This window comes from Stenotrophomonas testudinis (assembly GCF_024499815.1).
Taxonomy (GTDB): domain Bacteria; phylum Pseudomonadota; class Gammaproteobacteria; order Xanthomonadales; family Xanthomonadaceae; genus Stenotrophomonas.
Genome location: NZ_JAMOKY010000013.1, coordinates 65083 through 87485 on the forward strand (window position 1 = coordinate 65083; position 22403 = coordinate 87485).

Consider the following 22403-nt stretch of genomic DNA (forward strand, 5'->3'; position numbering starts at 1 on the left):
TTGGTCATAGCGAGCGCGCCAGTCGATACAGCAGGAATCCACCGACCAGCTCCAGGCCGAGGGCCATCAACAACACCTTGTGGCCCAGCGGGTCGTGCAGCACGGGCTGGAAGAAATCGGGACTGCTGATCGCCATCAGCACGGCGCAGGCCGGCGGCAGCAGGCCCAGCACCCAGGCCGACATCCGCGTTTCCGAGGTGGTCGCCGCCAGTTCCTGCTGCGCCTGCTCGAGGTCGCGCATGAAATCGCCCATGCGCTGCAGGATCTGGTCGGAACGTCCGCCGATGCGCACGCTGACACCGATCACCACGGCAAGCACCTTGAGCACGTCCATCTGGTAGGGCTGCGCGGCCAGGCCCAGCGCACGGTCAAGGTCCATGCCGCTGCGCGCGTAGCGCACGGTGGTGTCGAGCATGCCGCGCAGCGGCGCGGTGGTCTGCACCGATGCGGTCTGGAAGGCCATCTGCAGGCTGTTGCCGAGCGCGGTCAGGCGCACCAGGTTGTCGAGGAAATCCGGCAACTGGTGCAGCAGGCGCGCACGCAGGCGGGTGGTGCGGCGGACGATCCACAGCCCACAGCCGAGCAGGTAAAGGCCCAGCGTGAGCGGGAACATCCACAGCGTACCCAGGCGCATCACGGCGACGACGGAAAGCGCGATGCCCGGCACGAGCAGCAGCAGCGGCAGCTTCCAGCCCGGCTCCAGGCCCGCACGCTGCAGGAAGGCGTCCCAGGGCAGGGCGCGCTTGGCTGCTGCGGGCGCGGCACGCGCGGGATCGGTCGCTGGCAGCGGCGTGCTGCCACCGCGGCCGAGCTGCTGCTCGGCGTGCTGCAGCGAGCTCTGGCGCTGCTCGCGGCCGTGCGCGGCGCCCCACAGCCACACGGCCGCAGCCAGCAGCACGGCCACGATGCTCAGCAGCAGGAGCGCGGCGGTGCCCATTTCAGAAGTCTCCGTACAGCGACTCGCGCAGCTGCTGGCGGAACGGCTCCAGCTTGCGCGAATGGGGCTGGAAGCCGAGGCCGATCCAGCGGTTGACCTCCGCCCCGTTCGCATCCACCTGCACTTCGTGGCGGAACATCTCCTGGGTAGTGATCAGGTTGTCGCTGACGCCGGTGATCTCGGTGATCGACACCAGCACGCGGCGGCCACTGGGCAGTCGCGAAATCTGCACGATGAAGTCAATCGCGCTCGCGATCTGCCGGCGCAGGCTGTCCTCGCTGCCCTGGAAGCCGGCAAAGCCAGCCAGCATCTCGATGCGGTACAGGCAGTCGCGCGGCGAGTTGGCATGGATGGTGGCCATCGAACCGTCATGGCCGGTATTCATCGCCTGCAGCATTTCCAGTACTTCGGCGCCGCGCACCTCGCCGACCACGATGCGGTCCGGGCGCATGCGCAGGCTGTTGCGCACCAGGTCGCGGATGCCGACCGCACCATGACCATCGGCACCGCCCACGCGGCTCTCCAGGCGCACCACGTGCGGGTGGTTCAGCGATAGCTCGGCGGTATCTTCCACGGTGATGACGCGCTCGGTTTCCGGCACGTAGCTGGTCAGCGCGTTAAGCAGCGAGGTCTTGCCCGAGCTGGTGCCGCCGGAGACCAGGATGTTGCAGCGGCCCAGCACCATGGCCTTGATCAGCGCCTGCATCGGTGCGTCGAAGGTGCCCTTGGCCAGCAGTTCGTCCGGGGTGAAGGGGTCCTTGCGGAACTTGCGGATGGACACCATCGGACCGTCCACGGCCAACGGCGAGATGATGGCGTTGAGGCGGCCGCCGTTGGGCAGGCGCGCATCCACCATCGGATTGGAATCGTCCAGGCGGCGGCCGATCGGGGCCAGGATGCGGCGCAGGATGCGCAGCAGGTGGGTGTCGTCGGTGAAGCGCTGGGTCGCGCGCCGCAGCACGCCGCCCTGCGAGACATGCACGTCCTTGAAGCCGTTGATCAGGATGTCCTCGATCGTCGGGTCGTGCAGCAGGTCATCCAGCGGACCGAAACCGGTGAGCTCCTTCACCAGTCCCTGGGCGACGGTCTGCATCTCCTCCTCGTTGATCGGGATGCGCCATTCCTGGATGAAGCTGACGGTCTGCACCTGCACCCAGCGCGCGATGGTATCCGGCGCCCAGGAGTCGATGTCGATCCGCTCGTCTTCGATGCTGTTGAGCAGGTGCTCATGCGCGGCCGACAGCACCTTCTGGTACTGCTCGGTCTGCGCGAACGGCGGACTGGCCGGTGCGTTGTCAGGCAGCCCGGCGCGCGCCATGGCATTGGGAAACAGGGTCACTTTGTCTTCCATGGCGTTCCACCCAGGGCAAGGGCAAGTCTTTCCCGCAGGCCAAGCGGCAGGGCCGGGCCGGCGGCCGGGTCCAGTCGCGCCACCAGCGGGGCTAGGGCGCGCAGGTACCGATCGCGCGGGGCATCCTGCAGCAGCAGATGGCCGTGGCTGGCCGCGGCCCGCACGCGCGGGCGCTCGGGCAGGGTGGCCAGCAGCGGCAGCTCGAAGCGGCGTGCGATCTGTTCGGGGCTCAGGCCGCTGTGTTCATCATGACGGTTGACCACCAGCTGCAGCCGGCTCTCGCGTTCACGCTGCCCGCTCAGGTGCTTGAGGGCATGATCAAGCGAGACCAGGGTGGCGATGGCGGTGTCGGCCACCAGCCAGATCTCGTCGGCCTGTTCCAGCAGCAGCGGCGGCAGCTGGCGCAGCGGGCAACCGCCGGCATCGCACAGCACGCTGGTGAAGACCCCGCGCAGGCGCTGCAGCAGCGCGCCGGGATCGGAGGGCGGCACCGCATCGCTGCCGCTGGCACGGTCGAGCAGGACCAGGCCGCTGGTGTGCCGGGCCATTGCGGTGCGCGCGAGGGTGGCGTCGATGCGGCTGGCGTTGCGCAGCGCATCTTCATAGTGGAATCGGCTGTCTAGGTTGAGGTACAGCGCGAGATCGCCCGCCGGCTGCGCCAGCTCCATCAGCAGGCCGTCGGTTCCCGTGGCATCGTCGCCCGCATGGCTGCGCTGCTGCTGGGCGAGCACGGCCAGATGTGCGGCCAGGGTGCTGGTGCCAACGCCGGCGCGTACGCCAAGCAGCAGCACGAACCGCGCGCGGTGCGACGGCTGCGGGGCGGCGGCGGTGCGCGGGGAGAGCGCGCGGCGCAGGGCGATCTCGATTGCGCCGTTGTCGCTGTCCAGGTCGAGCACATCGCGCAGGCCGGCGCGCAGGGCCATCACCACGCCTTCCACCTGGCCGGTGCCGGTGGCCCCCACGGCCATCAGGTTCAGATCGGGCTGGGTCTGCTGCAGCTGCTCAGCCAGCACGGTTGAAGACGCCGCGTATTCCGGGCGGAAGTCGAGCAGCACCAGGCTGTTGGCACCCCGCTGCAGGTCCTGCGCCGAGGTCGGCTGCGTGCTGTCCTGCCAGTGCAGCACCGCCGATGCCGGCAGCCGCAGCGCCAGCCGCTGCAGCAGTTCACGATCAATGCCGTACAGGACCAGGTTCATCGCTGGTCCCGTGGCATGCAGTGGCTGGGCAGTGGCGTAGGGCATGGGCGTGGGCTCGGCAGCATCGGGTCAGCGCGAGAAGCCTGGCACCGGGTCCTGGCTGACCGGGCCCAGCAGCCATGCACCCCATTCGGGCATGTGCGGGCGCGACTCGCGATCGCCGGGCAGCGGCAGCTCGGTGTTGCGGGCCAGCGGCTGCACCAGGCGCGGGGTGACGATGATCACCAGCTCCTTGTCCTGGCGCTTGTAGTCGAGATTGCGGAAGAACGAGCCGATGATCGGCAGGTCGCCCAGCATCGGAATCTTGTTCACCGTGGACGCCACCGTTGAACTGACCAGGCCGCCGATGACAAAGCTCTCGCCGTCGCCCAGCTCGACCGTGGTGTCGGCGCGGCGCGTGCTGATCGAGGGGATCTGCACGCCATTGAGGGCGATGGAATTGGTGTAGTCCAGGTCGCTGGCTTCCGGCGCCACCTTCAGTGCGATGCGGTTGGGCGACAGCACGGTGGGGGTGACGGTCAGGCCGATGCCGAAGGGCTTGTAGGTGACGGTGGTGGTGCCGAGGCCCTGCGGCTCGAGGATCGGCAGCTCGCCGCCGGCCAGGAAGCTCGCACTCTGGCCTGACAGTGCGACCAGCGTCGGCTCGGCCAGGACGCGGGCCATGCCGTTGCTCTGCAGCAGGTCGACGTCGGCATTCCACAGGCCCTTGGTCGAGCCGAACACCAGCCGGAATGCGGAGGAGATCGGCGACTCTGCTTCGTTGCTGCTGCCGCCTTCCGTCATTCCCGGCAGCACGCCGGTGTTGCCCGGCAGAATGCCGCCGGGGCGGGCGAAGCCATAGGCGAAGCCACCGTTGCGGTTCTGGAAGCTGATGCCGATCTGCTTCAGTGCGGTCTTGTTGAACTCGACCACCTTCACTTCCACCTGCACCACGCCGCCACTGGCGATGGTGGAGGCGTCGGCCAGCATGCCGTCCTTGCCCAGGGCCATGGCCGCAGTCTTCTGCTCCTGCATGTGGGTCAGCATGCTGTCGCTGCTTCCCTGCAGCAGTCCCTGCTGGTCCTGCTGGGTGAACACCAGGCCGTTGCGGCCGGCATCCGCGGCGCCCTGCACGGCGCTCTGTACGCGCACCTGCAGGCGCTGCGGCTCGCCCTGCTTCTTGTGCCACAGCAGCAAGGTGGTGGTGCCGGGCGCCTTGCCGACCAGCAGTGCCTGGCGCTGGCCGCGCAGCATCACCACGTCGGCCACGCCCGGATCGGCGATCGCCACCCGTTCGAGATCGGCCGGCAGCGTCCACGGACGCTGTTCGCGGGCCTGCAGCACCAGCTCATCTGCCGCCACGCCCGTGCCGGGCGCCAGCAGCACCAGCAGCAGGGCCAGCCAGCGTTGGCGGGCGGTCGGGCGGGGATGCGGGCGATGTACGGTCATGGAAGGTCTCGGGGCAGGTCAAAGGGAACCGCGGGGGGCTGCACTGTCGCCACGGATGATCTCGATGCCGGCCGGGCGCGCGGCGGCGCGGCGCGGTGCGGCCGGGCGCGGCGTCGCCTCGGCCACCGGCCGCGGTCGGGCTGCGCCGCCGGCCAGGCCATCGCCGTCGATGCCGGCGTAGGCGCTGTTCTCGGGGCGCTGCAGCGCTTCCTGTTGTTCGCTGTCGAGGCCGCGCAGCGGATCCAGCACGCCGCGTGCCTGCGGGAACAGGGCAATGTCGGGCAGGCCGGCATCGGCCGGGTTGCGCAGTGCCAGGAACAGCTTGCCCTGCTGTGCACCGAGCAGCAGGCGGTTGGCTTCGTCCACCGGCACCGCCAGCACCGCGCTGCGTGCAGGCTGGGCGGTGTCGCTGCGGCTGCCCGTGCTGGCGCTGCCGGTGATGTCGGCGGCACGCGGGTCGTCGCCCTGCGCGCTGCCGCTGTTTTCAGTGCCCGCCTGGGCCGTGTCCACGGCGATGTCCTGCTGCCCATAGCTGAGCACGCGCAGGCGGGACAGCAGCAGGCGCGTCTGCGCCGGCTCCGGCTGGCCGTTCGCGCTGTTGTTGGCGCTGCGCAGGTTGAGGAAGACATCGACGAAATCGCCCGGCAGGATGCGGTTGCCCGCACCCACCAGCTCATCGACCGGCACCGCCAACGCTCGCTCGCCGGGGCGAAGCTGCAGCGAAAAGCCCTGCGCCAGCAGCCCGCGGCTGACCGTGGTGCCCTCGGCGATGTCCTGCACCGGCACCTTGCCGAGTACCGAGGCCAGGTCGGACGACGCGCCCGGTTCGGCGCTGGTGCGTTGCGCCAGGCGTACGCCATCGGCGCGGATCGGTTCGCCGGCCGGCAGTCGTGCCACTGCTTCCACCACGGTGATGGTGCGTGCGTCGGTGGTCGAAGCCGCTATGGGCGCGGTCGCCGTGGTGGCGGGCTTCCGCCCCACCATGAACGCCACCACCGCAAGCAGCGCGGCCAGGGCGATCAGTGCGACAGCAGCGATGCGGGTCAACTTGAGCATGGAACCATCTCCTGAAACCGATCGTCAGTTGCTGCCGAGATCGAGCTGGGCGACCGCAACGCTGCGGATCGGGGCCTTCATCACCCAGCCGTACAGCGTGCCGGTGCCGGGAAGGAAGGGGTGGCTGGAATAGTCGTAGCTGACCGTGACGGTCACGCACTGCGCGCTGGCCAGGCCGCTGCACGCCGCCGGCGGCGAGACCACGATGGCGCCGCTGCTGCTGGCCGCGCTGCAGTCAGGCTCCTGGCCCGAGAAGCGCAGCAGCCATTGCATCGAGCGGCGTGCGGCCGAGCATGCGGCGACGCGACGTTCGGCGGTGCTGCCGAAGCGCAGCGATGCACGCGCGCCTTCGGCCGATGCGGTCGCCAGCGTCTGCTGTGCGGCCATGATCATCACGCCGGAAAAGGTGAGCATCAGCAGCGGAAGGAAGCCGAGCATCATCATCAGTGCGTACTCGACGGTGATGACGCCGCGTTGGGATCGGATCGTCTTCATGGCGGTACTCCCAGGGTCGAGGCCGCGACCCAGCCGATGGCGGCGAAGGCGAGATAGGCGGCATAGGGGATGCCCCGGCGTCCCTGGCGGGCGAGGTGCATGTCCTTGATGGCCGGGCGCGCCTGCCAGTGCGCGCTCCATCGCGCGCAGTGCAGTTGCAGGCGTGGCGATACCCAGGGCATCACCCGTCGTGTGCTGATCACCAGCACCGCGTGCAGGCCTGCCACCAGGCTTGCGGCGATCCAGATCGGCAGCAGGGCGTTCCAGCCCAGCAGCAACCCCAGCACGGCGAAGAACTTGACGTCACCGGCACCCATCCAGCCGAGCGCGTAGAAAGGCAGCAGCGATGCCAGCCCCAGCGCGGCGCCCAGCAGGTGCCCCCACCATGGCAGGTGCGGGCCGGAAAACTGACCGGCGACAATCAACGGGAGGGCAAGCGCGCACGCTCCGACCAGCCAGGCATTGGGGACACGGCGGGCATACAGATCGCTGATCGCGATGCGCAGGCTCAAACCCATGGCCAACAGCCCCAGTAACGTCATCCCACACCCTCAGCGTCCATCAATGGACAATTGCGTGAAACAGAAGCCGCCATCGAGGTTGCACCTACGCGATCCTCGATGGCGCAGCGGTCGCTCAAGCAGCTCCGGTGGCTTCCGTTGCAGTTGCTTCCAACTTGTCGAACAGCGTTTTGAAGAAACCGGCGATCTGATCCTTGCCCACGGCGATCAGGAGCCCGGCAATAACCGCTGCCAGCAGGCCATATTCCAGCGCGGTCACGCCGTCTTCTTCGTTGAGGAACTTGCGGATCGATGCGTTCATGACGGTTGTCTCCCTATACCAGTCAGATTTTCGTGTATTACCCGGGTTGAATGGGCGCCCGGCTCCGCCGGGTCCATCCATGGACCCCCGCCATCCTGGCAGGGGGACATGGCGGGACAGTCCCGCCATGGTCAATCAACGTGATCCCTGTCCGCAGGAACAGCCTGCACACGAGCGCCATCGCGCGGCGTCCTGCCGCGGGTCGGCTGTGTGCGGGTGGCGTGCATTTGCATGTTTCCCCCTGGCTGAGGCCGATGCCGCGTGGCCGGATCACCATGGCATCGACTCTTGCCCGAATGGCGTGGTGCCGCAAGCCAAATCAATATGCAAATTCGGCAGAAAGCCATTTTTGCGTGAAGAAAAACGGCCGTTCAGGTGAAGAAAAAACGTTACCCGACAAATCCGTTCATTTAGATCGAGAAAATCTCTGGGAAGCCTTGCCGCATGCGAATTCCGTGCCATTCGCGGATACATTTCGAAAGGCTGAACATTAATGGTTTGCGTAATGCATCACTGTTTACGGACGCTCATTTACACGCAATACTCCAACGTAATCGAAACGTACCCGAGGCAGCCGGCCGCATTGCAGGCAGTGCTCGCTACGGCACGATGAATGGATTGCGGCGCGCGCCCTGTCAGGCAGTGGGGGCGGCGGATACGGACTCATGGGGGGACGACACTGTCATGGAAGGTGGGGTGGGCGATATCGAAGGCGGCCAGCTCGACGACGGCGAACTCCGGTCGATCGACCTGGCGACGCTGAGCGGTGTGCTTCGCGTCTGCGATGTGGAACTGCTGCTGCTCGACGGCAACGGGCCCAAGGCTGCCTTTTCTTCGCGTGTGCACGATGAAGCGCTGTTCTGCAGCATCACCTGCGGCTTCCATTGCCGTGGGCGCTTCATGCTGCCGCCGGACTGGGCGATGCTCGGCTTCGTGCATGCCACCGATGAACTGCAGAGCTGGTGCCACGGCGTGCCGATGGTGGCAGGCATGTCGTTCACGGTGCTGCCCGAAGGCATCAGTGAGTTCACGCTCAGCGCCGGCACCCAGATCACCGTCATGCTGCTGCCCGTAGCGCGGGTGCAGCGCAAACTCACCGAGCTGAGCCTGCGCAGCACGCCACCGGCCGGCCAGGCCCTGAGCCTGGTGCAGCTGCCCGTCGACAGCCAGGCGCTGGCCAACCATTACCTGCAGCTGCATGCGCAGCTGGGGCAGGGTGCGGCACTGCTGCCGGAAGAGACCGACCGGCTGCTGCACGAACACATCCAGGCGCTGCTGGCGGCCGGGCCTGGCGATCGCCCCGGCTTCACCCGCGCGCGGCGGACGCACTACCTCATCGCGCAGCGCGCCGAGAACTTCATGCGCCTCAACCTGCGGCGCAACATCTATATGAATGAAATCTGTGATGCGGCCGGCGTCAGCGAACGTGGCCTGCGCTACGCGTTCGAAGATCTGTTCGGCGTGTCGCCCAACCGTTACCTGTCGATGCTTCGGCTGTGCGCCGCATGCCGCAGCCTGTCGATGGCCGACTCCAGCCGCCGCTCGGTCAAGGCCATTGCACTCAGTTGCGGCCTGTGGGATCTCTCGCGCTTTGCCGACAACTACCGCAAGGTGTTCGGCGAACTGCCGCGCGACACGTTGATGCGCTCGCCGGCACAGATGGGCCAGCCGGCCTGAAACAGGCGCGCTGCCGAATCTGCATATCCGCCTGCCGAATCCGCCCGTGGCTTTGCCGGAATGCGCGATTGCCCTGCCGGAATGAAGTGCCCCGCCCACGTTGAAGACGCTGAAATATCAGTCACATGCCAACCGGCATGCCCACTGGATTTCAAGTCGTTCGTCAACGGGGGAAGTGCTCATGAACCGCATTTACCGGCGTGTATGGAACCGCCAGCTCAATGCTCTTGTTGTGGCCTCGGAACTGGCCACCGGCGATGGTGGAGCGACCACGCTCCGCGATCCGCAATCGAAACTGCTGGTGCCCAGTGCATTGGCCCTGGCGCTGCTGAGCGTTCTTGCCAGCGGCACCGCTGCCGCCAGTGAAGCCAACCAGTCGCTGCGCGACCTGCAGGCTCTGGCGGCCAAGTACACCCAGACCATGCCGGTCAAGGTGGATGCGGAAGTGGCCCTCGCCGCCGCTGCGCGCCAGGCACAGACCAGCCCGGCCATCAGTACCGATGCACGCATCGGCCTGCAGCTGAGCACCACCGGCCTGCCGGTCGTACGTGATGTGCTGCCGGCCACCGTCAAGGTGTCGCTGGGTGCGGGCAACCCGCCGCAGCAGGTGGCCGCACCGGCCGTGGCCGCCGATGTGCGCGCTTCGGTCGGGCTGGGCAGCAGCACCCGCGTCGACGCCGCGCTCGGTGCGCAGCTGGCGCCACAGGCACAGGCACCGCTCGCCCTGGCCACCACCGCCGCCGCCAAGGCGCAGGTGGGCGTGGCCGGCAGGCAGGTCGCCAGTCCTGATACCAAGGCTGACATTGCCGCCAATGTTGCGGCGACGCAGACCGCTTCGCTGTCCGGCCTGAAGGCCGCGGTGGATGGCCAGGTCGATGCGAAGCTGGCGCTGGCCGGCCAGGCCATCCAAGGCCAGGGCCAGGTCGGCGCGACGGCGGCTGTCACGCTGCCGGCCAAGGAAGAGCTGCCGGGCGAGACCGAGGATCGTGCACTGACCGCCGGGCTCGATGGCTCCGTCGCGGGCAAGGTGCGCGTGCTCGGCCCCGATGGCGAAGCCGTCATCGCAGACCGCAACCTGAAGCTGGCCGGCACCTCGGTGGTGGGCGCACAGACCAGTTCGCTGGGCCTGGGCGGCCTGCTCACCGGCGTCGGCAGTGCGCTGGACGGTGTCGGCGGCGCAGTCGGCAGCCTGGTCAACGGCGATCTCAACGGCACGGTCGGCAACCTCGGCGGTGCGGTGGGTGGCCTGCTCGGCAACACCCTGGGCGGACTCGGCCTGACCCAGCCGTCGCCGATCCCGACGGAAAGCCCGAAGGCCCCCGTGGCCGTCGACCGCAATGCCGGTGTCATCGTCGGCACCGGTGGGCTGGTCGGTGGCCTCAGCGCATTGATCGGCCCGACCACCGCCAGCCTGTTCGGTGGCACCGGCTACCTGACCAACGGCAACCTCAATGTCAGCACCGCCAACGTCATGCAGACGTATTCGACGGTCAACCTGCTGGGCATTCCGCTGGTCAACGCCACGCCGGTCGGCACCACGCTGAATGGCCTGGGCGGTGCGGTCACCGGCGGCAACTCGCATCTCACCCTGATCGGTGGCGTGACGTCGGACAGCTACATCTACAACATCAACAACGGCAACCCGGGCGGCTTGCTCGGCCTGCTGCTGCCGGACCAGGCGCCGGACTGGGCGGCCAAGTGCCTGGACATCGGCCTGGCCAACATCTCCTGCTGGGCGGTCAACCCGGCACAGGACTACCAGGTGCTGATGGGTGACGGCGCTTATGCCAATGGCTCGCGGGAAGTGGTGATCGGCGCCAACGCGCGCCACGAACTGCCCAAGGTCGATGCCAGCGTTGCCTTCCCCGGCAACGGCACCAACGATCCGACCAATCCCACCGGCGTGCCCACCGCCGACTACGCCGCGCGCATGGGCCACTCGGTGATCGTCGGCGACAGCGCCGTGGGCACCGCCAACGGGCAAACCCTGCTCGGTGCCGAGGCCACCTCCAACCAGGCCAACTCGGTGGCCCTGGGCTACCGCTCGGCCGCACTGCGCGGCGCGCAGGCCAGCTACACCGCCTTCGGCCTGACCGCTGCGCAGGTATCCGCCGGTGAAGTGTCGGTGGGCAGTGCCGACGGTGGCGAACGTCAGATCACCAACCTGGCGGCTGGTAGTGCCAGCACCGATGCGGTCAACGTCGCGCAGCTGCGGGGCGCGATCAGCCAGATCGATGCGCTGGGCGACGTTGCCGTCACCTACGACCTCGACGAAGCCGGCGACCCCGACTATCGCCGCGTCACCCTGGGCAACGGCACCGGCACCACCACGCTGTCCAACCTGGCGGCGGGCGCGATCAGCGCCAGCAGCACCGAAGCGGTCAACGGCAGCCAGCTGTTCACCAGCAACGATGCGATCACGCGCTTCTTCGGCGGCCGCACCGCCTTCGATCCGGCCACCGGCGCCTTCACCGCGCCGCTGTTCGAGATCAGCACCATCTCCGATGACGGCGCCATCGCGCAGGGCGCGTACGAGAACGCCACCGATGCCTTCGATGCGGTCGATGGCTCGCTGGTCAACCTCAACACGCAGATCAACGACATCCGCAACGGCGGCACCAAGTACCTGCGGGTGAATTCCACCGGCGTGGAAGCGCTGGCCACCGGCGCCGATTCCATCGCCGTGGGCAGCAACGCGCAGGCCACCGCCGCCAACAGCATCGCTGTGGGCGCAGGCAGTCTGGCCGACCGTGACAACACCGTCTCCGTCGGCGCCGCCGGTGCGGAACGGCAGATCAGCCACGTGGCCGCGGCTACCGAGGCGACCGATGCGGTCAACCTGGGCCAGCTGCAGGCATCGGAGGAGGGCGCCCTGCGCTACGACCTCAATGCCGATGGCAGCGTGGACTACGCCAGCGCCACGCTGGGCCAGGGCGGTACCGCCACCACCCTGCGCAACCTGGGCCCGGGCGAGGTCAGTGCGCTCAGCAGCGAGGCCATCAACGGTGCGCAGCTGTTCGCCGCCAACCAGACCGTGGCCGCCCATCTGGGCGGCGGCGCAGCGGTCGATGCCAACGGCGTGGTCACCGCGCCCACCTACAACATCAACAACGTGGCCGCCAACGGGACCATTAGCCAGGGCAGCTACAACGACGTGGGCAGTGCCTTCGATGCGGTGAGCAACTCGCTGGCCAACGTGGTCGACCAGACCGACGAATTGGACATGCGCGCAGTGAAATACGATGTGGATGCAAACGGCGACATGATGGATTCGGTCACCCTCAGCGGTACCGGCGGCGCAGCGGTGCGGCTGACCAACGTGGCGGCCGGCAGCATCCAGGCGGGCAGCAGCGATGCCATCACCGGCGACCAGCTGTTCGCCACCCATGCCACCATCGCCAACTACTTCGGCGGCAGTACCACCTACGACGGCACGACCTCGCAATGGACCGCCCCGTCCTTCAGCATTTCCAGCATCGCCACCGACGGCAGCATCTCGCTCAACGACTACAGCAACGTCACTGCCGCGTTCTCGGCGGTCGATGGTTCGCTGCGCACCCTCAACCAGCGCATCCTCAACGGCAGCGCCAGTCCCTACCTGGCGGTCAACTCGGCGGCGGCCGCCGCCACCGCGACCGGCGATGAAGCCGTGGCGGTCGGCCCGCAGGCCACCGCGACCGGCGATGAAGCCGTGGCGGTCGGCCCGCAGGCCAGCGCGGCCGGTGCTTCGAGCGTGGCGGTCGGCAACGGCGCCAGCGCCAGCGCCGACAACAGCGTGGCCCTGGGCAGCGGTTCGGTCGCCAGCGTCGGCGCACAGACCGGCTACACCGGTGCCTACGGCGAGGCCGGTGGCAGCAACTCGGCCGGTGAAGTGTCGGTGGGCAGCAGCGGGGCCGAGCGCAAGATCACCAACGTGGCCGACGGCTCCGATGACCACGATGCAACCAACGTGGGCCAGCTGAACAACGGCGTGAACTACGCCATCGACCAGTCCAAGGCCTACACCGACCAGAAGATCCAGAACATCACCAACGTGGCCGGCAGCTTCCGCGCCAACAACAGCAACAACCTGGCCGACCCGGCCGCGACCGGTGCCAACTCCGCCGCCGGTGGTGCCGGTTCCACCGCCGCCGGGGCCAACTCCACCGCACTGGGCAACGGCGCGCAGGCGCAGGCCGACAACTCGGTGGCACTGGGCGCCGGCTCCGTCGCCGACCGGGCCAACACCGTGTCGGTGGGCGCCGCCGGTGCCGAGCGCCAGATGGTCAACGTGGCTGACGGTACCCAGGCCACAGACGCAGTCAACGTGCGCCAGCTGCAGGCCTCGCAGCAGGGCACGCTGCGCTATGACACCACCACCAACGGCGATACCAACTACAACAGCGTCACCCTCGGCAGCAGCACCAGCGGGCCGACCACGGTGCGCAACGTTGCGGCCGGTACGGCGGGCACCGACGCGGTCAACGTCGACCAGCTGCGCGCCGGCATGTCGCAGACCCTGGACTGGTCCAAGGCCTACACCGACGAGCGCATGGGCGGCTTCGAGCGCGAACTGCGCAAGACCGACAACCGCGCCTCGGCCGGCATTGCCTCGGCGATGGCCACCGCAGCGCTGCCGCAGCCCAGTGAAGCGGGCCGCAGCATGGCCTCGTTCGCGGCGGGCAGCTACAACGGCGAATCCGGCATGGCCCTGGGCATTTCCGGTGTCTCCGAAGGCGGCCGCTGGATCTACAAGTTCAGCGGTTCCACCAACACCCGCGGCGAAGCCGGCGTAGCCGTCGGCGCCGGCATCCAGTGGTAAGTGCCCGGGCCGGGCTGCCCGTCAGCCCGGCCGCGCCCACCACATCGACAGGGGGAATCCCAATGACGTTCCAACTCACTTCGCGCCCCGGCCCGTTCGCCGCGTCGCTCGTCCTGCTCCTGGCCGCCGTGCTGTTGGCCGGGTGCCGCAGCACTGCACCCGCCGGCGACGCACCGGCCGCCGACACGCTGGTCAGCTTCCCGGAAGCCAGCAAGGCTTCGCTGAAGGAAGGCACCTATCCCGACGTGGCCGACCTGCGCCGTTTCGCCCCCGGCATGAGCAAGCGCCAGCTGTACGCGCTGCTCGGCACGCCGCATTTCAACGAAGGCATGTGGGGCGTGCGCCGCTGGAATTACCTGTTCAACTTCCGCACCGCCCAGGGCGCGGAGTACTTCACCTGCCAGTTCCAGGTGCAGTTCGACGGGAAGGGTATCGCCCAAGCCGGGCACTGGAAGCCGCAGGCCTGTGCGGCCGTGCTGGATCCACCCGCGCCGCCGCCGGTGGCCGCGGCGCCGGCACCGTTGCCGGCCCAGCCGCTGCGCCTTTCGGCCGATGCGCTGTTCGGCTTCGACAGCGACGTACTCAGCCAGGCCGGCCAGTCGGCAGTGCAGGGCGTACTTGCACAGGTGCGTGAAGCCAGCCAAGTGCAGTCGATCCAGGTGGTCGGCTACACCGATCGTATCGGCGGCACCGACTACAACCAGCGGCTGTCGCAGCGACGTGCCGAGTCGGTGCGGGTGGCGCTGGTGCAGGGCGGGGTACCTGCACAGACCATCAGCGCGGAAGGACGCGGCGCCGCCGACCCCCTCGTGCAGTGCACGCAGCAGAACCAGCGCGAGCTGATCGCGTGCCTGGCGCCGAACCGGCGCGTGCAGATCGCCGGTACCGCCCGGCTCGACTGAGCGCCTCGCCGGCCCTGCCGGCGCCCGTGTTTCCCCCCTGATCCGCCGGCTGGCGTGGATGCGTCTCCCCCGTCATCTCCGTCCGCCGGCGGGCCAGGTTTTTCCATGGTGCACGCGATGAATGCCCAATTCCTGCCCTTGTCCATGAAGACGGAAACCACAGTCAGCGTGTATGGCCAGCTCGGCAATCATTCGGTGGTGCGCATTCCCGGCCGGCGCCTGCCGGGCCTGATCCTGCAGGCCGACACCGTGGCCGGGTTCCTCACCCAGCTGCAGGACGCCCAGGCCTGCCTGCGCAGCGGGCGCGCGCAACGTGCCGACGCAGAGTTGGACATGCTGATCGACACGCTGCAGCAGTGGTATGCATTGATCGAATCACGCCTGGCCGACGCCGGCGAAGCCCTGTAGCGGTCGCGGTTTCTGCCATCCACGCCATGCGTGGATGAAGGTCAGTCGCTGTCCTCGACGCGCTCGCCCATCAGTTCGCGCTGGCGCTTGTCCAGCTCTTCGGCGTAGCGCTTGCGCACGAAGGCTTCGGAGACCACGCCCAGCACCTGGCCATCGCTGGCCACCACCGCCAGTTCGTCGGCCTGGGTCTGGTCGAAGCGCTGCATCACCGCCACCACGTTGGCGTTGGCAGCCAGCGCGACGTCACGGTTCTCAGCGTAGTCGCCCACCACCGCATCCGGCTTCACGCCGTCGCCGTACATGCGCGGGATCTGCACGATGCCGGCGTAGTGTCCCTCGCTGTCCACCAGGATCACGCGGCCGCCGGAGCCCAGCGGGAAGCGCTGGCGGAACGAGGCCGTGTCCAGATCGGCCGGTGCGGTGGCCACGCCCTTGCGCATCATCCGCCCGGCATTGAGGTTCTGCACCCAGCCCACGTCGCGTGCGCTCTTGATGGTCTCGCCGCGCAGGTGCATGCGCCAGGTCGAGAACGAATAGCCGAACCACTGCCGCACCAGGGTGCTGGACACCAGCACCGCGCTCATCACCACGCTGGTCAACAGGAAGTCGTGGGTGCCTTCCAGCACCAGCATGGCCATGGTCATCGGCGCGCCGACCACGGCGGCGGCCAGGGCGGCCATGCCGGCCAGCGCGGCCGAGGTGGCATCGATCACCGGCACACCGGTGGCCATCGCCAGCAGGCCGGCAAACAGCGCACCCACCAGCGTGCCCATGAACAGCGAGGCGAAGAACAGGCCGCCACGGAAGCCGAAACCCAGCGAGATGCCGGAGGCCAGGCACTTGAGGGTCAGCAGGGCGCCGATCCAGATCAGCGGCAGGTGGGTGGTCAGGTCCAGGTGCAGGGCGCCATGGCCGGAGGACAGCACCTGCGGGCTGGCCATCGCCAGCGGAATCAGCAGCAGGCCGCCGAGCACCGGCCGGCCCCACAGCGGCAGCGGGCTGCGCTTGACCGTGCCCTCGATCGAGGCGATCAGGCGCATCACCAGGATGCCGACCATCGCGCAGCAGCAGCCGAGCAGGCCGTAGATGGCGTAGTCGGCGGCGCGCACGTCGATGGTGGACGCGGCCGGCAGCAGGTAGGCGTCGATGCCGGCCTGGTCGGCGACGAACGCGCCGGCCAGCGCGGCCACGGCCACCGGGGCCAGCGCGGCCGGAGTGTAGGCGCCGATGACGATCTCGAAGGCATAGAAGGCACCGGCCAGCGGTGCGCCGAAGGCGGCGGCGATGGCGCCGGCCGAGCCGGCACCGACCAGGATGCGCACGTCGTTGCGGCGCAGGCGCATCACCCGGCCCAGCTGCGAGCCGCTGCCAGCGCCCATCTGCGTGTACGACGCCTCCAGGCCCACCGAGGCACCGCAGCCGTTGGAGATCAGGGTCTGGGTCAGCACGATCAGGTTGTCGCGCATCGACATGCGGCCGCCGTGCAGGGCGTTGGCTTCCACCGCATCGAGCAGGGGGCGCTTGAGGCGGGTGGCGGCCAGCGCGACCAGGCCGACCAGCAGGCCGCCCAGCGGCAGCACCAGCAGGGCGGTCCACGGCAGCGAGGGCAGGGAGCTCAGGCGGATGCCTTCATCCAGGCCGTACAGCGCGGCCTGCAGCCAGCGCGCGATGCCCGATTGCAGCAGGGTCAGGCCGCCGGCGAGCAGCCCGACCACCAGGGCGAGGGCGATGAACCACAGGTCGCTGCCGCGCAGGCGCAGCCGCAGGCCCTGGAACGCCAGATGCAGGCGTGATGGCGAAGCGTGGGAGGACATGGTGGCGGCATGATACGCCGCCACCGTGATCGCTGCCCTCACCGCATCGGGCGGCTGGGGGGCTTAGAAGCGGTAGCGGCCCTGCACGTAGAAGGTGCGCGGCGCGGCCACCATGCGCCCGGCGTTGCCGTCGACATTGCGGGTGTACCAGCGCTTGTCGGCCAGGTTGTTCACGCCCAGCGCGATCTCGCTGTCACCCAGGCCCGGCACCTGCCAGGCCACCTGCGCGTTCAACAGGCGCACGCCCGGCACCCGGCCCACGCGCGCGTCGGCGCTCTCGGCCCAGGTGTTGGCGGCATCGGAGAACTGCCCGCTCTGGTGGGTGCTGGAGACGTTGAAGGTCCATGCGGAAATGGCGTAGCGGGCGCCGATGCTGTCGGTGTCACGCGAGTAGAACGGCACGTCCAGGCCGCGGTTGTCGCCGGACTGCTGGATCGCCTTGGTCCAGGTGTAGTTGGCGTACAGCTCCAGGCCGGCCAGCGCGCTGTCCTCGGCAAAGCGGTACTCCAGCGCGCTTTCCACGCCCTTGTGGTCGGTGGCGCCGATGTTCTGGAAGGTCGGCGGGGTGATGCCCGGCACCTGCTGGATCTGGTTGTCGAAGCGCATCTTGAACACGGTCACTTCCGCGCGCAGGGCGCCATCCTGCCAGCGCGCACCCAGTTCGGTGGTCTTGGCCACTTCCGGGTTCAGCGGGTTGCTGGCGGTCTGCGAGTTCAGCTGGATGTTCTGCACCGGCCCGAACGAGGTGGTGTAGTTGCCGAACACGGTCAGCTGCGGGGTCAGCAGGTAGGCGATGTTGATCGACGGCAGCGCCTTGTCGTTGCGGCTGCTGAAGGTGGCGCCGCCACCGGCCTGGCGGCGGTCCATGTCGATCCACTCCATGCGCACGCCCGGGGTGATGCGCCACTGGCCGACGGCGATGCGGTCGTCCACGTAGAACGCATGCGCGTCGGTGGCGTTGTCGAAGCGGGTGATGGCGCTTTCCACGCCGGTGCGGCGGACCACGGTGTAGCTGCGGTCGTTGCCGCGCTCGCGCAGGAAGCGGTAGCCGGCGGTGATGTCATGCACGGTGCTGCCCCAGCGCAGGCGCTGGGTGTAGCGCGGCTCGATGCCGAGCACGCGGTAGTCGCGCGGCTGCACGGTCAGCTGGGTGTTGGCGGCGTTGATCAGCGAGCTGGCGCGGTTGCTCTCGTTGTAATAGGCCACCACCTCGAATTCGCTGTCGGCCGACAGGGTGTTGGTGTAGCCCAGGTCGATGCCGGTGCGGTGGCCCTTCCAGAAATCGGTGGGGCGGGTGTTCTGGAACGGATCGGCCTCGTACTGGGCGCGGGTCAGGCCGCCCGGGGTCAGCGAGCGCACATCGTAGTAGGACAGCTTGGCGCGCAGCTCCTGCTGCGCGTCGATGGCATAGGCGAACTTCAGGGCCAGGTCGTCGAAGCGGTCGTCGCTGCCCTGGCGCCAGCCGCGGCCGTCCTGGCCGGAGTACAGCAGAGCCATGCTCAGGCCGTTGTCGGCGGTGCCGCCGAGGAAGGCGTTGTACTGGGTGCTGTCACCGCCGCCGTGGTCGTTGGCGCTGTAGCGCACGCCGGCTTCACCATGCAGGCCGGCCTCGGTGGGAATGGCGCGGGTGCTGAAGTTGATGATGCCGCCGACGTTCTGCGGCCCGTAGCGCACCGCACCGCCGCCGCGCACCACGTCGATCGATTCGATGTTGGACAGGCTGGTCGGGGCGAACGACAGCTGCGGCTGGCCGTACGGCGCCACCGCCAGCGGAACGCCGTCCAGCAGCACGGTCGAGCGCGGCGAGTAGCGGCCGGTCAGGCCACGCACGCCGATGTTCAGCGAGACCGAGCTGCCGGCGGTGCCCGAGTTGTCGGTGACCTGCACGCCCGGGATGCGGCGCATGGCATCGCCGATGCTGGCCGCGCCGCTGGCGTCGATCCGCTGGCGGTCGACCACGGTGCGTGCGCCGGCAAAGCTCTTCACGCTGTCATGCAGGCCGGTGCCCAGCCAGCTGCCGGAGACCTGGATGCTGTCCAGGGTGGTGGCGCTGTCCTGCGCGAAGGCAGTGGCGGACAGGCACAGGGTGAGGGCGGCGGCCAGGGGCAGGCGGGCCGGGGGCAGGATTCGGAAGGGCATGGAGGCGGGCGCGGAAGGGTGCTAAATGAGAATTATTGCTGATTCCATTCGCCAATGGAATGCACCTTTGGAGGCGTGCGGATGAACGGCGGCGGAGGGCGGTGCTAGAGTGGGCGATTGCTTCCTGACTGCCGAGATCTGCCATGTCCACTGCCGCTTTCTACCCCGTCGGAACCCCTGGCCAGCCGTGGGGCGCGGCGGAACGGGAGCAGTGGCGCGGCCGCCAGCAGCGCCTTCGCCGCTATGACGAGGAAGTGTTGCCGCGCATCGAGGCCCTGGCCGACCGCTTCGACAAGGTGGCCTATGGCCAGCTGGACTACGCTGGCGAAACCTACCCTCTGTACGCCCTGCGCAGCCGCGACTGGAACCCGGCGCTGCCGGCGGCGCTGGTCACCGGTGGCGTGCATGGCTATGAAACCAGTGGCGTGATGGGCGCGCTGGACTTCCTTGAAAACCACGCCGCCGACTACGCCGGCAAGGCCAACCTGCTGGTGGTGCCGTGCGTGAACCCCTGGGGCTTCGAGCGCATCAACCGCTGGAACTACGAAGCCATCGACCCGAACCGCAACTTCCGCGCCGATGGCCCGGCCCGCGAATCGACGGCGGTCATCGAGCTGATCGCCCCGTACCAGGGCCAGTTCGTGCTGCACATCGACCTGCACGAGACCACCGACAGCGACGAGAGCGAGTTCCGCCCGGCGCTGGCCGCGCGCGATGGCAAGCCGTTCGAACCGGGGCTGATCCCCGATGGCTTTTACCTGGTCGATGACAGCGAGAACCCGCAGCCGGCATTCCAGCAGGCGGTGATCGCCGCGGTCGAGCAGGTGACCCATATCGCCCCGGCGGATGAGAAGAACGAGATCATCGGCTCGCCGGTGGTCGCCCACGGCGTCATCGAGTACCCGCTGGTGAAGCTGGCGCTGTGCGCGGGCATCACCGGCGCGAAGTACACCACCACCACCGAGGTCTACCCGGACAGCCCGCGCGCGACGCCGGCGCAGTGCAACGACGCACAGGTGGCAGCGGTGCGCTCGGCTCTCGAGTACGCGCTGGCCCACCGCTGATCTGTAGAGCCGAGCCTGTGCTCGGCTGGGAGAATGCAGCCGAGCATGGGCTCGGCTCTATAGAAGTGCAGGCCCCGGTCGCGCGCGTAACACGCGTTGCCTGTCCCCGGGCTGTCATCACCACCCCGCACTTCATCCTGCGTCCACTGCCATTCATGCAGACTCGGTGGGCTAATCCCTGATCGACCGGAGATGGCTGCCGATGGAAGCACTGGAGCCTCAACACACGCCGGTGCGCACCCTCCGGCCCGTTTTCGCCTTCGCGGCGATCGTCGTCGTTGCCTTCGCACTGTTCGTCAGCCTGTTCCCGCTGGGCGCCGGCCGCCTGCTGGTCAAGGCGCAGGACTGGGCCGCGCTCAACGTGGGCTGGTACTACCTGCTGGCGATGACCCTGTACCTGGTGTTCGTGGTCGGCGTCGCGCTGTCCAAGTACGGCGGCATCAAGCTGGGGGCCGACCATGACGAACCGGAATTCAGCTATCTGTCGTGGGCCGGCATGCTGTTTGCCGCCGGCATCAGCATCACCCTGTTCTTCTTCTGCGTCTCCGAACCGCTGACCCATTACCTGCAGCCACCACAGGGCGATGCGGCCGCCGGCGAGGCGGGTGCGCGCCAGGCCATGCAGCTGCTGTTCCTGCACTGGGGCCTGCATGGCTGGGGCGTGTTCGCGCTGGCGGCGATGGCGATGGCCTACTTCGCTTACCGCCACAACCTGCCGCTGGCGCTGCGCTCGGCGCTGTACCCGCTCATCGGCAAGCGCATCAACGGGCCCATCGGCTACACAGTGGATGCACTGGGCATCGTCGCCACCGTGTTCGGCATCGGTGCCGACATGGGCTTTGGCGTGCTGCACCTCAACGCCGGCCTGACCCACCTGTTCAACGTGCCGCACTCCAACCTGGTGCAGATCATCCTGGTGGCCAGCATGATGGGCGCCGCGGTGGCGGTGGCGGTGTCCGGCGTGGAAAAGGGCGTGCGCTGGATGGCCAACATCAACATGCTGCTGGCCATCGCGCTGGTGCTGTTCATGCTGTGCGCCGGCCCCACCCAGTACCTGCTCAGTACGCTCATGCAGAACCTGGGCGATTACCTGGGCAGCGTGGTCGGCAAGAGTTTCGATGTCTACGCCTACGGCGGCCGCCCGGAATGGCTGGGCGGCTGGACGGTGTTCTACTGGGCCTGGTGGATCGGCTGGGCGCCGTTCGTGGGCCTGTTCATCGCGCGCATCTCGCGCGGCCGCACCATCCGCGAATTCGTATTCGGCGTGCTGCTGATTCCGCTCGGTTTCACCCTGGCGTGGCTGTCGATCTTCGGCAACAGCGCGCTGGACCAGGTGCTGCACCATGGCCAGCAGCAGCTGGCACAGCTGGCGGTGGATGATCCGCCCACGGTGCTGTACGCGCTGCTGGATGGTTACCCGTGGAGCAAGGCGGTGATCGCGTTGACCGTGCTGGTCAGCTTCATCTTCTTCGTGACGTCAGCCGATTCGGGGGCGGTGGTGCTGTCCACGTTGTCCTCGCACGGTGGTGCGCCCGAGGACGATGGCCCGCGCTGGCTGCGCGTGTTCTGGGGCACGGTGATCGCGGTGCTGACCGCCGGCCTGCTGCTGGCCGGCAGCATCGACGCATTGAAGTCGGCGGTGGTGCTGGCCTCGCTGCCATTCTCGGCGGTGCTGCTGCTGATGATGTGGGGCCTGACCCGCGCCTTCAGCGATGAATCGCACCGCGAGCGGGCGCAGCAGTTCCGGCCATCACCGCTGATTGGGGATGACCGCCACCACCAGGGCTGGCGCCAGCGCCTGAGCCAGGCCATGCACTTCCCGGTGCGCGACCAGGTCTACCGCTTCATGGATGACACGGTGAAGCCGGCGATGGAAGCGGTGGCCGAGCAGCTACAAGGGCAGGGCTGGGAAGTGGTCACGCGCTTCGAGGCCGGTGACATGGAGCTGTCGGTCAACCACGGCGAGCAGCAGGACTTCCAGTACCGGGTGATCCTCAGCGGCTACCTGACCCCGTCCTTCGCCGCCCAGCAGCTGCGCAACCAGCGCTACTACCGCGCAGAGGTGCATCTGTTCGAAGGCAGCCAGGATTACGACCTGGTGGGCTACAGCCGCAAGCAGATCATCAACGACATCATCAGCCAGTACGAACGGCACCTGCAGTTCCTGCATCTGAGCCGTTGATGGGTGGGTGCGGACCGTTGGTCCTCACCTCCGTGGGGGGGGGGGGGGCCCCCCCGCCCCCCCCCCCCCCCCCCCGCCCCCCCCCCCCCCCCACCCCCCCCCCCCCCCCCCCCCCCCCCCCCCCCCCCCCC

The 22403-nt window shown here is 68.5% G+C and carries 17 protein-coding genes; 7 read left to right on the top strand and 10 right to left on the bottom strand.

From position 1 onward, the window contains the following. Positions 1–4: 4 nt before the first annotated feature. From NQ204_RS09990 to NQ204_RS10025, 8 genes are all read right to left on the bottom strand, one after another. Positions 5–937 (bottom strand): type II secretion system F family protein, encoded by a 933-nt coding sequence (locus tag NQ204_RS09990; protein ID WP_116865302.1) that lies wholly within the window; start codon positions 935–937, stop codon positions 5–7. Between the two features lies 1 nt (position 938). After that, the gene (locus NQ204_RS09995; RefSeq protein ID WP_116865303.1) at positions 939–2288 is read right to left on the bottom strand and encodes a TadA family conjugal transfer-associated ATPase; all 1350 of its coding nucleotides are present in this window, start codon (positions 2286–2288) and stop codon (positions 939–941) included. Next, positions 2273–3484, bottom strand: coding sequence for a P-loop NTPase family protein (locus tag NQ204_RS10000; protein WP_256643777.1), 1212 nt, complete (start codon positions 3482–3484; stop codon positions 2273–2275). The genes NQ204_RS09995 and NQ204_RS10000 overlap by 16 nt, the downstream gene beginning before the upstream one ends. 69 nt (positions 3485–3553) lie before the next feature. Beyond that, positions 3554–4912, bottom strand: a complete 1359-nt coding sequence (locus tag NQ204_RS10005) for a type II and III secretion system protein family protein (RefSeq protein WP_116865305.1) — start codon at positions 4910–4912, stop codon at positions 3554–3556. An 18-nt stretch (positions 4913–4930) separates the two neighbouring features. Continuing rightward, positions 4931–5968, bottom strand: coding sequence for a Flp pilus assembly protein CpaB (gene cpaB, locus NQ204_RS10010; protein ID WP_256643778.1), 1038 nt, complete (start codon positions 5966–5968; stop codon positions 4931–4933). Between the two features lie 24 nt (positions 5969–5992). Continuing rightward, positions 5993–6463 (bottom strand): TadE/TadG family type IV pilus assembly protein, encoded by a 471-nt coding sequence (locus tag NQ204_RS10015; protein WP_116864105.1) that lies wholly within the window; start codon positions 6461–6463, stop codon positions 5993–5995. After that, on the bottom strand, positions 6460–7005 hold the full coding sequence (locus NQ204_RS10020) for an A24 family peptidase (protein WP_116864106.1): 546 nt from the start codon (positions 7003–7005) through the stop codon (positions 6460–6462). Before NQ204_RS10020 ends, NQ204_RS10015 begins: the two co-directional genes overlap by 4 nt. Positions 7006–7099: 94 nt before the next feature. Beyond that, positions 7100–7285: a Flp family type IVb pilin gene (locus NQ204_RS10025; RefSeq protein ID WP_116864107.1), complete on the bottom strand. Its 186-nt coding sequence runs from the start codon at positions 7283–7285 to the stop codon at positions 7100–7102. 140 nt (positions 7286–7425) lie between these two features. On the opposite strand from NQ204_RS10025, the gene NQ204_RS10030 reads away from it, so the two are divergent. From NQ204_RS10030 to NQ204_RS10050, 5 genes are all read left to right on the top strand, one after another. Continuing rightward, entirely contained in the window at positions 7426–7779 is a 354-nt protein-coding gene (locus NQ204_RS10030; RefSeq protein WP_133249423.1) for a hypothetical protein, read from the top strand. A 190-nt stretch (positions 7780–7969) separates the two neighbouring features. Beyond that, positions 7970–8962, top strand: a complete 993-nt coding sequence (locus tag NQ204_RS10035) for an AraC family transcriptional regulator (protein ID WP_116864108.1) — start codon at positions 7970–7972, stop codon at positions 8960–8962. Positions 8963–9143: 181 nt separating this feature from the next. Further along, entirely contained in the window at positions 9144–13763 is a 4620-nt protein-coding gene (locus NQ204_RS10040) for a YadA-like family protein (RefSeq protein ID WP_256643779.1), read from the top strand. A 62-nt stretch (positions 13764–13825) separates the two neighbouring features. Beyond that, complete coding sequence (locus NQ204_RS10045; protein WP_256643780.1) at positions 13826–14665, top strand: OmpA family protein; 840 nt, start codon at positions 13826–13828, stop codon at positions 14663–14665. A gap of 117 nt (positions 14666–14782) precedes the next feature. Then, positions 14783–15073 (top strand): DUF6959 family protein, encoded by a 291-nt coding sequence (locus NQ204_RS10050; protein WP_234456007.1) that lies wholly within the window; start codon positions 14783–14785, stop codon positions 15071–15073. A 41-nt stretch (positions 15074–15114) separates the two neighbouring features. Here the strand turns inward: NQ204_RS10050 and NQ204_RS10055 are convergent, their stop codons facing one another. Next, positions 15115–16887 carry a chloride channel protein gene (locus NQ204_RS10055; RefSeq protein WP_079222151.1) on the bottom strand — a complete coding sequence of 591 codons (1773 nt, stop codon included), beginning with the start codon at positions 16885–16887 and terminating at the stop codon, positions 15115–15117. Between the two features lie 63 nt (positions 16888–16950). Continuing rightward, on the bottom strand, positions 16951–19026 hold the full coding sequence (locus NQ204_RS10060; protein WP_256643781.1) for a TonB-dependent receptor family protein: 2076 nt from the start codon (positions 19024–19026) through the stop codon (positions 16951–16953). 143 nt (positions 19027–19169) lie between these two features. Between NQ204_RS10060 and NQ204_RS10065 the strand changes: the two genes are divergently transcribed. Continuing rightward, positions 19170–20090 carry a M14 family metallopeptidase gene (locus tag NQ204_RS10065; protein ID WP_116864114.1) on the top strand — a complete coding sequence of 307 codons (921 nt, stop codon included), beginning with the start codon at positions 19170–19172 and terminating at the stop codon, positions 20088–20090. A 202-nt stretch (positions 20091–20292) separates the two neighbouring features. Continuing rightward, a complete protein-coding gene (betT, locus tag NQ204_RS10070) occupies positions 20293–22272 on the top strand; it encodes a choline BCCT transporter BetT (protein ID WP_256643782.1) in 1980 nt (659 codons plus the stop codon). The last annotated feature ends 131 nt before the right edge of the window (positions 22273–22403 follow it).